Origin of the sequence: Rhodococcus sp. AB351 (assembly GCF_049538275.1) — a bacterium.
Taxonomy (GTDB): Bacteria; Actinomycetota; Actinomycetes; order Mycobacteriales; family Mycobacteriaceae; genus Rhodococcus.
On sequence record NZ_JBMVFW010000026.1, the window covers coordinates 1 to 13,618 of the forward strand.

Consider the following 13,618-nt stretch of genomic DNA (forward strand, 5'->3'; position numbering starts at 1 on the left):
CCAGTGGGTCGCTTCATCACGCGCCGATTGCTGCTGACCGTTCCGGTCCTGATCGGCGCCTCGTTCCTCATCTTCGCGATGGTCTACGCCCTTCCGGGCGATCCCATTCGCGCGCTGGCGGGCGATCGCCCGCTCGCTCCCGCTGTCGTGGCGCAGCTCCGCGCCCAGTACAACCTGGACGATCCGTTCTTCGTCCAGTACATCAAGTACGTCGGTGGACTGTTCCAGGGCGACTTCGGATCCGACTTCTCCGGTAGGCCGGTGCTGGACACCATCTCGCAGCGCTTGCCGGTCACCATCCAGCTGACCGCGGTGGCCGTGGTCTTCGAGATTCTCATCGGTGTCACGGCCGGTGTGCTCGCAGCGCTGCGCCGCAATTCCTTCTTCGACAACCTCGTGCTCGTCTCGTCGACGCTGCTCGTCTCGATCCCGGTGTTCGTCCTCGGCTTCGTCTCGCAGTACGTCCTGGGATACAAGCTGGGTCTGTTCCCGATCGCCGGTATCAACGACGGCTGGTACAGCTACCTGTTGCCCGGCCTGGTGCTCGCATCCCTGTCGATGGCCTACGTGGCGCGACTGACGCGCACCGCGGTCTCGGAGTCGATGGCGGCCGACTACATCCGCACCGCCCGTTCCAAGGGCGTCGGATACAGCCGCATCGTGACCCGGCATGCCTTGCGCAACAGCCTCATCCCGGTCGTGACGTTCATCGGTGCCGACATCGGCGCGTTGCTCGGCGGCGCGATCATCACCGAGTCGGTGTTCAACATTCCCGGGCTCGGCCGCGCCATCTTCGACGCTGTGCAGAACCAGGAAGGTGCAGTGGTCGTCGGCATCGTCACGCTGATGGTCTTCTTCTACATCTTCTTCAATCTCGTCGTGGACGTGCTGTACGCCTTCCTCGACCCACGGATCAGATACGAGTAGTGGTGATGGATTCCAATAACGCCGAGGCCGCCCGCCAGCACGCCGTGCAGGAAGGCGAGCCGGGAAATGTCGTGACCGGTGAGGCCGTCGAACTCGTCGGCCAGGCGAGTCTGTGGGGCAACGCGTGGAAGAAGCTGCGCCGCAGCGCGTTCTTCTGGTTCGGAGCTGTCATCACCATCGTCCTCGTCGCGATGGCGGTGGTGCCGCAGGTGTTCGCCCGCGGGATCGATCCGCGGGCCTGCGACCTGTCGGACACCCGCCTCCCGCCGAGCGCACAGCACTGGTTCGGAACCGATCTGCAGGGTTGTGACTACTACGCCAACGTCGTCTACGGCGCCCGCGTGTCGCTGTCCATCGGTCTGCTGGCAGTCATCGGCGTGCTGGTCATCGGCATCCTGATCGGTTCGCTGGCAGGATATTTCGGAGGAATCCTCGACAGTGTGCTGGCGCGGTTCACCGATGTCTTCTTCGGCATCCCGCTCCTGCTCGGCGCGCTCGTGCTGCTGACCGTGACCAGCGAGAGGACGGCCCTGACGGTCGCGATGGCGCTGATCGCCTTCGGCTGGATGACCGCGATGCGTCTGGTGCGGTCGTCGGTCATCGCCGTCAAGGGCAGCGAGTACGTCCAGGCGGCGCAGGTGCTCGGCGCGTCGACCTTCCGCATCCTCGTCCGGCACATCCTCCCGAACGCCCTGACCCCGGTACTGGTCTACGCCACCGTGGCCGTCGGTACGTTCATCGCGGCCGAGGCAGCGCTGTCGTATCTCGGTATCGGCCTGCAGATGCCGGCCATGTCCTGGGGTCTGCAGATCAATCTGGGCCAGAACTATCTCTCCACCTCGCCGCATCTGGTGCTGTTCCCGGCAGGCTTCCTGTCGGTCACGGTGCTGGCCTTCATTCTCATGGGTGATGCGTTGCGCGATGCGCTCGACCCGAAACGGAGCTGACGCAATGAGTCTCGATATGCGTGAGAAGACCACCCCCGGTGCCCCGATCCTGCAGGTCTCCGGTCTGACCATCGATTTCGAGGTGGACCGGACCTGGCGGACCGCCGTGCGCGACGTCTCGTTCGAGGTGGCACGCGGAGAGATCGTGGCGATCGTCGGCGAATCCGGTTCGGGCAAGTCCACGACCGCCATGGCAGTACCGGGTCTGCTCGCCGACAACAGCAGGGTCGACGGCAGCATCGCCCTCGGTGGACGCGAGCTCGCCGGCCTGACGGAACGCGAGCTGAACTCGGTGCGCGGCAAGGACATCGCCGTGATCTTCCAGGAGCCGATGACGGCTCTCAATCCCGTCTACACGATCGGGTGGCAGATCACCGAGGCCATCCGCGCGCACGCCGACGTGACGAAGACCGAGGCGAAGGAGCGCGTGATCGAGCTGCTGCGTCTCGTCGACATGCCCGAGCCCGAGAAGCGCGTCGGCTACTACCCGCACCAGCTCTCCGGCGGTCAGCGTCAGCGCGCGATGATCGCGCAGGCGCTGGCCTCGGAGCCGTCGGTGCTCATCGCCGACGAACCCACCACGGCCCTCGACGTGACGGTGCAGGCGGAGATCCTGCAGCTCATGCGCGACCTGCGCGAGCGGGTGGACGCGGCGATCGTGCTCATCACGCACGACATGGGTGTCGTCGCCGACATGGCCGACCGCATCATCGTCATGCGCAACGGCGCGATCGTCGAGCAGGGGACGTCGGAGCGGATCTTCGGCACGCCGGAGCACGCCTACACCCGCGAACTGCTCGCCTCGGTGCCTCACCTCGGCTCGCGCGCCGGTGAGACGGGTGCCGACGACACTCCGGACGTGCAGCACGCGCTCCGGCTCGTCGACGCGGTGATCGAGTACCCCGGTGCCCGACGCAACAGCGGCTTCCGCGCCGTGGACGGGGTCGGTCTCGACATCGAACCGGGCGAGGTCGTCGGACTCGTCGGCGAGTCGGGCTCGGGTAAGTCGACCATCGGCAAGGCCGCGGTCGGCCTTGTCGGATTGCACTCGGGTTCGTTGTCCGTCGGCGGTGTCGACATCACGAACATGTCGGCGCGCGACCTGCGTCCCGTGCGCCGCAACATCGGCATCGTCTTCCAGGATCCGGGTTCGTCGCTCAATCCGCGGTGGCCGATCGGGCAGTCCATCGCTGAGCCGATGCTGCTGCACACCGAGATGGACCGGACGCAGCGGGACAAGAAGGTCGAAGAACTCCTCGATCAGGTGCATCTGTCCCGCGACATGCGCAACCGCTATCCGCACCAGCTCTCCGGCGGACAGCGTCAGCGGGTGGGCATCGCGCGGGCACTCGCGCTCGAACCGACACTGCTGATCGCGGACGAACCCACCTCTGCGCTGGACGTGTCGGTGCAAGCCAAGGTGCTCGAGCTGTTCCGGGAACTGCAACGTGAGTACGGCTTCGCGTGCCTGTTCATCAGCCACGATCTGGCCGTCGTCGAGGTGCTCGCCCGTCGCATCGCCGTGATGCGCGCCGGCAAACTCGTCGAGTTCGACCGGACCGATCGCATCCTGCGCTCGCCGTCCGATCCGTACACCAAGCGGCTGCTGGCGGCCGTTCCCGTCCCGGATCCGGCCGAGCAGGCGCGGCGGCGCGAGGAGCGTGCCGCGCTGCTGGCCGCCGAACGGGCCGAGGCCGGCGTCGCGCCGGTGGCCTGAGCCGGCGTCATCCTCCGATCGCAGCGAGGACGGCATCGAGGACGGCGACCGCCCCGGCCTTGTCGAGCGGATCGTTGCCGTTCCCGCACTTGGGGGAGTACACGCACGAGGGGCATCCGGCGGCGCACTCACAGGCCGCGACCGCATCGCGGGTCGCGGTGAGCCACTTGGTGATCCGGTGGTATCCGCGTTCGGCGAATCCGGCACCGCCGGGCTGTCCGTCGTAGACGAAGACGGTGGGCAGCCCGGTGTCGGGGTGCAGATCGGTGGAGACACCGCCGATGTCGCCGCGATCGCACGTCGCGAGCAGGGGGAGCAGACCGATCGCGGCGTGCTCGGCGGCGTGGAGTGCGCCGGGCACGCGATCGGGGGTCACGCCGATCCGGTCGAGCAGGTCGGGGTCGATCGTGTACATCACCGCGCGGGTGTCGAGCGTGTGCTCCGGCATGTCGAGCGGGATCTGGTCGAGCACCTCCCCGGACGGCAGTCGGCGCAGATAGCCGACCACCCGGTGCGTCACCTCGACGCCCACGGACGCGACCGTGACGGGCCCGAACTCGCGGTGTTCGTCGACGGAGACGCAGCAGATGTCGGTGATCTCGCGTGCACTCGTCGACCATTCCGGGTCCTCGGCGTGCACGAGGGCGATGCCGTCCTCGAGATACAACTCGTCGACGACGAAGGTTTCGCCCTGGTGCAGGTGCACCGCTCCGGGATGGACGGTCGCGGGCGCGCGGGCGGCGTCGACGGTGCCGAGCATGCGACCGGTGTCGCCCTCCACGATCGAGACCTGGTGGCCGATCCCGCCGCGGATCTCGACCTCGCCGTGCGGTTGCGTTCCCGGGGTGACGAACCAGCCGTGCGGCCGGCGCCGGATCAGTCCCTGCTCCGCGAGGGCCGTGAGGACGTCGAGCGCGCCGAACTCCTCGACCTCGGCGTCGCTGAGCGGTAGTTCCGATGCGGCGCAGAGGAGTTGGGGTCCGAGCACGTACGGATTGTTCGGGTCGGTGACCGTCGCCTCGACCGGCCGGTCGAGCAGTGCCTCCGGATGGTGCACGAGGTAGGTGTCGAGCGGATCGTCCCGGGCGACCAGCACGACGAGCGAACCCTGCCCGCGGCGACCCGCGCGACCGCCCTGCTGACGGAAGGACGCGACCGTGCCCGGGAATCCGGCGACGATCACCGCGTCCAGACCGGCGATGTCCACTCCCAGTTCGAGGGCGTTGGTGCTGGCGACGCCGAGCAGACGACCGTCGGACAGAGCGGCCTCGAGATCGCGCCGATCCTCGGCGAGGTAGCCCGCCCGGTAGGCCGCCACCCGGTCGACGAGATCGGGTGCCGCCTCGGCGAGAAGCCGGCGTGCACCCATGGCCGTGAGCTCGGCGCCGTGACGCGACCGCACGAACGCCAGGGTGCGGGCACCTTCGACGACGAGGTCGGCGAGAAGACGCGCGGCCTCGGTGCCGGCGGCCCGTCGCACCGGTGCGCCGTGTTCACCCGTGAGTTCGCGCAGCAGGGGCGGTTCCCACATCGCGACCGTGCGGGGGCCGTGCGGTGAACCGTCCTCGGTGACCTCGCGGCAGGGTGCCCCGATGAGGCGGGACGCCGCTGCCCCCGGTTCGGCGGTCGTCGCGGAGGCGAGGACGAAGACGGGGTCGGCGCCGTACCGGCGGGCCACGCGCCGGAGCCGACGCAGGATCAGTGCGACGTGCGAGCCGAACACGCCTCGATAGGAGTGGCATTCGTCGACGACGACGTACCGCAGGCGCCGCCACAGCCGGGCCCATCGCGCGTGGGCGGGCAGCAGTGACAGGTGCAGCATGTCGGGATTGGTGAAGATCCAGCGCGAGTGCCGGCGCGTCCACTGGCGGATCTCGGTGGAGGTGTCGCCGTCGTAGGCGCACGCGCACACGGACGACAACGCGTCGATGTCGGAGGTCAGTTCGGTGACCGCGCGCAGCTGGTCGGCGCCGAGGGCCTTGGTGGGCGACAGGTACAGGGCGGTGGCGTGCGGGTCGTCGGCGAGCGCGCTCAGGACGGGCAGTTGGTAGGCGATCGACTTGCCCGATGCGGTTCCGGTGGACACCACCACGTTCTCCCCGCCGGCCGCGATGTCGGCGGCGCTCGCCTGGTGGTGCCAGGGACGCTCGACACCCTGTGCGCGGAAGGCCCGGACGACCTCCTCGTGCGCCCATTGCGGCCAGTCGCTGTGGTGGGCGGGCCGGGCCGGGATCTCCGCGACGTGGGTCAGCGGTGACTCGCCCGTCGGGGTTCCGGCGAGGAGACGGTCGAGCAGCTCGCGACCGTAGGTGGGGGCGGTGGCGTCGCCGCTGTGGAGGAAGGGCGAGCCGGTCACGCAGTACTCCGCTGGGTGGGACGAGGTGTCTGTCGGAAACGTCTGTGGATAGAAGTGTGCCGGATACGGGGAGGCCGTGTCGGATGCGGGAGACCCGGGTCCGGGACGAGTGGGGCCGCAGTGGACTCCCGTAACATGGCAGCAACAGCTACCCGTGGGTAATGCTACCGAGACATGAACAAGATCAGGGAATTGGCACGTTTGTGCCCATTCCTACTGTTGCGCGTGCCCAGAACGTGGTTGACTGACACCCGGTCGCAGCTTCTGTGTTCGTAGACTTGGAAAAGTGCACGCTCGCAGGATCGATGGTTGCGAGCGCGGTGCTTTAGCTCTTCCAACGGGGGACTCGAGAAGTACAGCGGTCGGAACCGGGACCTGGCGGATCGCGTACCCGGCGGTTCGTCGAATCCGGTGTTAGAAAGAGAAGGAAAAGCATGGCACAGGGCACTGTGAAGTGGTTCAACGCGGAGAAGGGCTTCGGCTTCATCGCTCCTGAGGACGGCTCCGCCGACGTGTTCGTTCACTACTCCGAGATCCAGGGTTCCGGCTTCCGCACCCTCGAGGAGAACCAGCGAGTCGAGTTCGAGGTCGGTCAGGGCACCAAGGGCCCGCAGGCCACCGGCGTGCGCGCACTCTGATCCACCCGCTCGAGCGAGCAACCGGGCAAGGTCAACCACCTCGCCCGATCGTCCCCCGTCGCCTCAGGTGATGGGGGACGATGCATTTTCCGGGACGTGTGCGCGAACCGGTCGTGCGACCTCGCCGCCCCGTCGCGCTCACGGAGCCGGGAGAGGAGGACCCGTGAGTCAACTGTCCTTCTTCGGGGCCGACACGATGCCGCCGGCCCTGGCCGACCTGAGCGGCCTGCTCGCGGCACACGGACGTGCGCGGCTCACCGACGACGGCGCGGTGCTGACCGTGGAGGTCGACGCCGAGTGGCGCGCCCGCGCGATCGCGCAGCTCGTGACCGACACGGGAATCGGGGCGGAGATCGTCGCCGACGGCGAGCTGTTCACCGTCAGCACGTCCGCCGACGCCGCTCTCGTCCCGCTCGCGACCCAGTGGAGCAGCGACGACGGCAAGATGGTTCCGACCGGCTGGGTCCCGTCCTCGCGGGCCCAGCGGGCGTGGTTCCTCGCGTCCGGTCGCATGGAGGTCGAGGGAGCACAGTATGTTCTCGGTCTGGACCCGACGGCTCCCGACACCCATGCGACCCTGGCGCAGGCGCTCATGCGCGCCGGCATCGCACCGACCCTGATCGGTACGCACGGCACCGGTGGGCCGGGGTTGAGGATCTCCGGCCGGAGGCGTCTGACGAGGCTCGTCGAGAACATCGGTGCACCTCCGGACGCCGACGCGGCACGCCGGATCTGGCCGCATGTGGAACCGGGTGATCATCACTTGTGAAGAGCCGTTCCCCGAGGATGTGCGACCCTGTGTGTGGCCGCGTCTGGGGAACGGGTCGGTATACATGTCTTCGAACAAGGCGACATGTCGGCAATGAGGGAAGGTGCGGGCGGCACGGTGGCAGCACGGGAGAAGAGCACTGCGGGCGGTTCGTCGGGCACGCGTCGGCTCGTGATCGTCGAGTCCCCGACCAAGGCGAGGAAGATCGCCCCCTACCTCGGCCGCGACTACGTCGTCGAGGCATCGGTCGGTCACATCCGCGACCTGCCGCGCGGCGCCGCGGACGTCCCCGCCAAGTACAAGGGCGAGTCGTGGGCGCGCCTCGGTGTCGACGTCGATCACGACTTCGAACCGCTCTACGTCGTCAGCGCCGACAAGAAGACCAAGGTCTCGGAGCTGAAGAGCCTGCTCAAGGACGCCGACGAGCTCTACCTCGCCACCGACCCCGACCGCGAGGGCGAGGCCATCGCCTGGCACCTGCTCGAGACCCTGAAGCCCAAGGTGCCGGTCCGGCGCATGGTCTTCCACGAGATCACCGAGCCCGCCATCCGCGCGGCCGCCGAGAACACCCGCGACCTCGACAACGACCTGGTCGATGCGCAGGAGACCCGCCGCATCCTCGACCGTCTCTACGGCTACGAGGTCAGCCCCGTGCTGTGGAAGAAGGTCATGCCCCGTCTGTCGGCGGGTCGTGTGCAGTCGGTGGCGACCCGCGTGATCGTGCAGCGCGAACGCGAGCGCATGGCGTTCAAGTCCGCCGAGTACTGGGACATCGCGGCCACGATGGACGCCGGTGCCGACGCGAGCCCCCGTTCGTTCGGTGCCCGCCTGGTCAACGTCGACGGTTCCCGCGTCGCCTCGGGCCGCGACTTCGGGCCCGACGGGAACCTGAAGTCGAACGGTGTCGTCGTCCTCGACGAGGACCGTGCCCGCCGCCTCGCAGAGGCACTCGCCGGTGTCGCGCTGACGGTGTCGTCGGCCGAGAGCAAGCCGTACACCCGCAAGCCCTACGCGCCGTTCATGACGTCGACGCTGCAGCAGGAGGCGGGCCGCAAGCTGCGGTTCTCGTCCGAGCGCACGATGCGCACCGCGCAGCGTCTGTACGAGAACGGCTACATCACCTACATGCGTACCGACTCGACGACGCTGTCCGAGTCGGCGATCGCGGCGGCCCGCGCACAGGCCACTCAGCTGTACGGCGCCGAGTTCGTCCATCCGACGCCGCGCCAGTACACCCGCAAGGTCAAGAACGCGCAGGAAGCACACGAGGCGATCCGTCCCGCCGGCGACGTCTTCGCGACCCCGGGTGAGCTGCACGCGCGCCTCGACGGCGACGAGTTCAAGCTCTACGAGCTCATCTGGCAGCGCACCGTCGCCTCCCAGATGGCCGACGCGCGGGGCACGACGCTGACGCTGCGCATCACCGGCACCGCGGGCACCGGCGAGGAGTGCACCTTCTCGTCGTCGGGCCGCACCATCACGTTCCCGGGCTTCCTCAAGGCGTACGTCGAGAGCGTCGACGAGGAGGCCGGCGGTCAGTCGGACGACGCGGAGTCGCGCCTGCCGAACCTGTCCGAGGGCGCGTCGGTCACCGCGACGAAGCTCGATCCGGACGGTCACTCCACCAACCCGCCCGCCCGGTACACCGAGGCGAGCCTGATCAAGACGCTCGAAGAGCTCGGGATCGGTCGCCCCTCGACCTACGCGTCGATCATCAAGACCATCCTCGACCGCGGCTACGTCTACAAGCGCGGCAGTGCGCTCGTCCCATCGTGGGTGGCGTTCGCCGTCATCGGCCTGCTCGAGGCGCACTTCGCCCAGCTCGTCGACTACGACTTCACGGCCGGGATGGAGGACGATCTCGACGAGATCGCCTCGGGTCACCGGCAGCGCACCGACTGGCTGACGCGGTTCTACTTCGGCAGCGACGACGGTCACGAGGAGTCGGTCGCCCGCAAGGGTGGTCTGAAGAAGCTGGTGGGGGAGAACCTCGAGGACATCGACGCCCGCGAGATCAACTCCATCCGCCTGTTCGACGACTCCGAGGGTCGCGAGATCCACGTGCGCGTGGGCCGCTTCGGTCCGTACCTCGAACGGATGGTCACCGACCCCGACAACCCCGACGCCGAGCCGACCTCGCAGCGCGCGAACCTGCCCGATGACCTGCCGCCGGACGAGCTCACCCTCGAGTACGCCGAGAAGCTCTTCTCGACGCCGCAGGAGGGACGTGTCCTCGGTGTCGATCCGTCGACCGGCTACGAGATCGTCGCGCGGGAGGGTCGCTTCGGTCCCTACGTGACCGAGCTGATCCCCGATCCGACACCCGAGCCCGAACCGGAGCCGGACGTCACGCCCATCCCCGTCGAGGAACTCGGCTCGGAGGGAGACGGCGGCACGAAGACCGCCACCAAGAAGGCCGTCGCCAAGAAGACGGCGAAGAAGGCTCCCGCCAAGAAGGCCGCGAAGAAGACCGGCCCGAAGCCGCGCACGGGTTCGCTGTTCAAGACGATGGACCTGTCCACGGTCACCCTGGACGACGCCCTGAAACTGCTGTCGCTGCCGCGCGTGGTGGGTGTCGATCCGGAGTCCGGCGACGAGATCACCGCTCAGAACGGCCGCTATGGTCCGTACCTGAAGAAGGGCACCGACTCGCGGTCGCTCGCGAACGAGGAACAGATCTTCACCGTCACCCTCGAGGAAGCGCTGAAGATCTACGCCGAGCCGAAGCGCCGCGGCCGGCAGGCCGCCGCCACGCCGCCGCTGCGCGAGCTGGGCACCGACCCGGTCAGCGGCAAGCAGATGGTGATCAAGGACGGCCGGTTCGGTCCGTACGTCACCGACGGTGAGACGAACGCGAGCCTGCGCAAGGGCGACGAGGTCGAGTCCATCACCGACGAGCGGGCGTCCGAACTGCTCGCCGACCGTCGGGCGCGTGGTCCGGCCAAGAAGACCGCGAAGAAGACGGCAGCGAAGAAGACGGCCGCCAAGAAGACCACCGCCAAGAAGACGGCGGCGAAGAAGACGACGAAGAAGACCGCCGCGAAGAAGACGACGGACTGACGGTTCCCGTCGGCGTACGCGGATAACCTCACGGTGTGTACCGCGAACTGCCGTCGGGGATCCCCGGCGTCACACTGTGGCGGTCCGAGCCGTCCGGTGCCCGCGTGGGCGGAACCCACGTGCTGCCGGACGGATGCATGGACCTCATCCGGCACGCCGACGGCTTCCTCGTCGCCGGCCCGGACACGACGTCCCAGTTCTCCGATCTGGCGGCGGATCGACCGCTGACGGCCGTCCGGTTCGAACCCGGCCTGGGGCCGCGGTTCTTCGGCGTCGACGCGAGCGAGCTGACCGATCGACGGGTTCCGCTCGACGATCTGTGGCCGTCACGTCGTGTGCGTCTCCTCGCGGTTCGAGCCGAGGACGATCCCGTCGCTGCGCTGGTCGACGCCGTCCGAGGCGCGGTCGACGAACACGATCCGATGGCCGACCTCGCGCGGGCGCTGGCCTCCGGCGCGGCCGTCCCGGAAGTCGCCGCGATCCTCGGCTGGAGCGACAGGACACTGCGGCGTCGCTCGGCCCGGGCCTACGGATACGGACCGAAGACGTTGTCGCGGGTACTGCGCTTCCGTCGGGCGGTCGCGCGTGCCCGGGCCGGCGACGACTTCGCCCGTGTCGCGGCCGACTGCGGGTACAGCGACCAGGCGCATCTGGCCCGGGACGTTCGTGCGCTGTCGGGTGTCACCCTCGGTGAGCTCGTCCGGAGTCATCCCGGGAGCGCGGCGAACAGGTCGAGGCTGTGGCCGTCCGGATCCATCGCGCTCGCGTAGCGCTGTCCCCAGAATGCGTCCCAGGGTGCCTTCGTCGACGTGCACCCGGCCTCGATCAACGCCGCAAGTGTCTCGTCGACCGCGTCGGGGGAGCCACAGTCGAAGGCGAGCGCCGTCCCGCCTCCGGACGACGGCTCGAACTCCGGATCGAAGCTGCGGACGGACTCGACGGTGTCCCACATCAGGCGCAGACCACCGGGGAGAGTGACCTCGAAGTGCGGTACCTCGGGTGCGTCGGTGGGCAGGTCGAGGCCGAGCACTCGATAGCACGCGAAGGACCGATCGAGATCGGCGACGACGAGCCCCACAGCGGAGAAATGAATGGTCATGGCCCGACGGTAGGACCGAGCACGTGTGGCCGTCTTGAACGTTTCGGACACGTGATCCGGACCCGTCGGACCCGGTCGTTAGGCTGAGCGCATGCCCGGGGTCTTCGATCGTCTCGTCGGTCAACGTGATGTCGAGACCGAACTCGTCGCGGCCGCAGTAGCTGCCCGTCGGGGCGACACCGGATCGGCGATGACGCACTCGTGGCTGTTCACCGGTCCTCCCGGGTCCGGTCGCTCGGTCGCGGCGCTGTGTTTCGCCGCCGCCCTGCAGTGCACCGACGAGGAGACTCCCGGCTGCGGGCGATGCCACGCCTGCACCACCACGATGGCCGGCACCCACGGCGACGTACGGCGGGTCGTGCCCGAGGGGCTGACGATCAGCGTCAAGTCGATGCGCGACATCGTGCAGGTCGCGTCGCGGCGTCCCAGCACGGGCCGATGGCAGGTCGTGGTGATCGAGGACGCCGACCGTCTCACCGAAGGCGCCGCGAACGCGTTGCTGAAGGTGGTCGAGGAACCGCCGCAGCGAACGGTCTTCCTCCTGTGCGCGCCGTCGGTCGATCCCGAGGACATCTCGGTGACGCTGCGCTCGCGCTGCCGTCACATCGGGTTGGTCACTCCCAGCGCCGATGCAATCGCGCGCGTCCTGGAGGCCACCGACGGCATCGATCCGAAGACGGCGCAGTGGGCCGCATCCGTCAGCGCAGGCCACGTCGGCCGGGCCCGACGGTTGGCCACCGACGAGGGCGCCCGCGACAACCGGGCACGTGCGCTCGCTGTCGCCGGCGCGGTCCTGCGCCCCGCCACCACCTACTCCGCAGCCGATGACCTCGGCCGCAGCGCCGAGACCGAGGCTAAGGAGATCAGTGCGGAGCGCGATGAGCGTGAGACCGAGGAGCTGAAGACCGCTCTCGGTGCCGGCGGTACCGGCAAGGGTGCCGCGGGTGCGCTTCGCGGTTCGGCCGGGGTCCTCAAGGAACTCGAACGCACCCAGAAGTCGCGGAAGACGCGAACCGAGCGCGACATCATGGACCGAGCCCTGATCGATCTCGCCGGTCTGTACCGGGATGCACTGGTGCACGCCTTCGGATCGCAGGTCACGCTCAACCATCCGGACATGTCGGATCGTGCGGCCGACCTCGCATCGAGGACCCGGCCGGAGTCGCTGCTCGAATGCATCGAGGCCATCCTCGACTGCCGGGAGGCGCTCGCCCAGAACGTCAAACCCCGCTTCGCCCTCGCGGCGCTCGCAGCCCGGTTGAGCTCGGCGTTCCGGTAGCCGAAGTGCCGGTTTGCGTCGGGGTGGGGGTAGTCCGCTAGACTTCGGACGCCGAAAGGCTCGCTGCCTTAGCTCAGTCGGTAGAGCATTTCACTCGTAATGAAAAGGTCGTCGGTTCGATTCCGACAGGCAGCTCCACGAAGGCCCCTCACCCCGGTGCGGGGCCTTCGACGTTTCTGCGCGCTGTGCGATTCGCGCGGATGATGGAGACATGTTGATGGAACTGTTCTCCTTGGTCCTGATCATCGGCGCTCTCGCCGTGGTTCTGCCCATGGCCGTCCGGGTCTTCCGGGACAAGGACCGTTGACGCGAAGCGACCGCGACTATCGACGCGCACGACGGCGGTCTCGGACACGGCGTCGAAATCCTCGACAACCCGGTCACCGCGCAGCATGCTTCTCTCATGGCTGAGTCGTTGAAGGACCGGGTTCGGGAGAAGATCCTGCGGCAGCGCGCCGAGGACGGGGGCCGGCCGATCGGCGACGCGGAAGGGGACGACCCTCGCCTCATGGATCTCCGCAGCGATCTCGCGATACTGGAGCAGGCCGAGGAGGACGATCCGATCGTCCAGCATCTCGCTGCCAAGTACTGGGTCCCCTGAACACCCTCACAACGACGCTGCATGAGCCGATAAACCCACTCTGACCTGGCGATTTGGTGTTCTGGGAGATGTTCGCGTAACTTATTCCAGGTCAGAGCGACACGGACACCGACCCGGGCCGAGAGGAACGGGACAACGAGGTTGGACGAAGGCGCCTGCAGATTTCACTGGTTCGAAACCTTCTGGTAAGGTTTGGAGCCGTGCCCGAGAGCCGGAAGGCCCTCG

The 13,618-nt window shown here is 68.2% G+C and carries 12 protein-coding genes and 1 tRNA gene; 10 read left to right on the forward strand and 3 right to left on the reverse strand.

The features are described 5' to 3' along the window. Positions 1-3 precede the first annotated feature (3 nt). Genes ACPCXD_RS22620 through ACPCXD_RS22630 form a run of 3 tightly spaced genes read left to right on the forward strand, consistent with a single transcriptional unit; the run spans position 4 to position 3,591 of the window. Positions 4-927, forward strand: a complete 924-nt coding sequence (locus ACPCXD_RS22620; RefSeq protein ID WP_016693248.1) for an ABC transporter permease — start codon at positions 4-6, stop codon at positions 925-927. Next, positions 927-1,874 (forward strand): ABC transporter permease, encoded by a 948-nt coding sequence (locus tag ACPCXD_RS22625; RefSeq protein WP_088898784.1) that lies wholly within the window; start codon positions 927-929, stop codon positions 1,872-1,874. Before ACPCXD_RS22620 ends, ACPCXD_RS22625 begins: the two co-directional genes overlap by 1 nt. Before the next feature lie 4 nt (positions 1,875-1,878). Beyond that, entirely contained in the window at positions 1,879-3,591 is a 1,713-nt protein-coding gene (locus ACPCXD_RS22630; RefSeq protein ID WP_423661182.1) for an ABC transporter ATP-binding protein, read from the forward strand. Between the two features lie 7 nt (positions 3,592-3,598). Here ACPCXD_RS22630 and sftH read toward each other — a convergent pair whose 3' ends face one another. Further along, positions 3,599-5,947 carry a DNA 3'-5' helicase SftH gene (gene sftH / locus ACPCXD_RS22635; RefSeq protein WP_088898783.1) on the reverse strand — a complete coding sequence of 783 codons (2,349 nt, stop codon included), beginning with the start codon at positions 5,945-5,947 and terminating at the stop codon, positions 3,599-3,601. Positions 5,948-6,381: 434 nt separating this feature from the next. Between sftH and ACPCXD_RS22640 the strand changes: the two genes are divergently transcribed. The 4 genes from ACPCXD_RS22640 (at position 6,382) to ACPCXD_RS22655 (ending at position 11,184) form a co-directional block, all read left to right on the forward strand. Then, positions 6,382-6,585 carry a cold-shock protein gene (locus ACPCXD_RS22640; RefSeq protein ID WP_003935252.1) on the forward strand — a complete coding sequence of 68 codons (204 nt, stop codon included), beginning with the start codon at positions 6,382-6,384 and terminating at the stop codon, positions 6,583-6,585. 163 nt (positions 6,586-6,748) lie between these two features. After that, the gene (locus ACPCXD_RS22645; RefSeq protein ID WP_088898782.1) at positions 6,749-7,354 is read left to right on the forward strand and encodes a hypothetical protein; all 606 of its coding nucleotides are present in this window, start codon (positions 6,749-6,751) and stop codon (positions 7,352-7,354) included. 93 nt (positions 7,355-7,447) lie between these two features. Beyond that, positions 7,448-10,414 (forward strand): type I DNA topoisomerase, encoded by a 2,967-nt coding sequence (gene topA / locus ACPCXD_RS22650; protein ID WP_423661183.1) that lies wholly within the window; start codon positions 7,448-7,450, stop codon positions 10,412-10,414. A gap of 35 nt (positions 10,415-10,449) precedes the next feature. Next, complete coding sequence (locus tag ACPCXD_RS22655; protein WP_423661184.1) at positions 10,450-11,184, forward strand: helix-turn-helix domain-containing protein; 735 nt, start codon at positions 10,450-10,452, stop codon at positions 11,182-11,184. On the opposite strand, the gene ACPCXD_RS22660 is transcribed toward ACPCXD_RS22655, so the two are convergent. Continuing rightward, entirely contained in the window at positions 11,121-11,513 is a 393-nt protein-coding gene (locus tag ACPCXD_RS22660; RefSeq protein WP_026061367.1) for a VOC family protein, read from the reverse strand. The genes ACPCXD_RS22655 and ACPCXD_RS22660 overlap by 64 nt on opposite strands. A 91-nt stretch (positions 11,514-11,604) precedes the next feature. Here ACPCXD_RS22660 and ACPCXD_RS22665 point away from each other — a divergent pair, with 91 nt between their 5' ends. Together ACPCXD_RS22665 and ACPCXD_RS22670 are read left to right on the forward strand one after the other, a co-directional pair. Next, a complete protein-coding gene (locus ACPCXD_RS22665) occupies positions 11,605-12,792 on the forward strand; it encodes a DNA polymerase III subunit delta' (RefSeq protein WP_016693256.1) in 1,188 nt (395 codons plus the stop codon). A 62-nt stretch (positions 12,793-12,854) separates the two neighbouring features. After that, positions 12,855-12,930 (forward strand) — tRNA-Thr (locus ACPCXD_RS22670). A 10-nt stretch (positions 12,931-12,940) separates the two neighbouring features. On the opposite strand, the gene ACPCXD_RS22675 is transcribed toward ACPCXD_RS22670, so the two are convergent. Further along, positions 12,941-13,186, reverse strand: a complete 246-nt coding sequence (locus tag ACPCXD_RS22675; protein WP_172414997.1) for a hypothetical protein — start codon at positions 13,184-13,186, stop codon at positions 12,941-12,943. A 9-nt stretch (positions 13,187-13,195) separates the two neighbouring features. Between ACPCXD_RS22675 and ACPCXD_RS22680 the strand changes: the two genes are divergently transcribed. Continuing rightward, on the forward strand, positions 13,196-13,393 hold the full coding sequence (locus ACPCXD_RS22680; protein ID WP_423661185.1) for a hypothetical protein: 198 nt from the start codon (positions 13,196-13,198) through the stop codon (positions 13,391-13,393). Positions 13,394-13,618 lie beyond the last annotated feature (225 nt).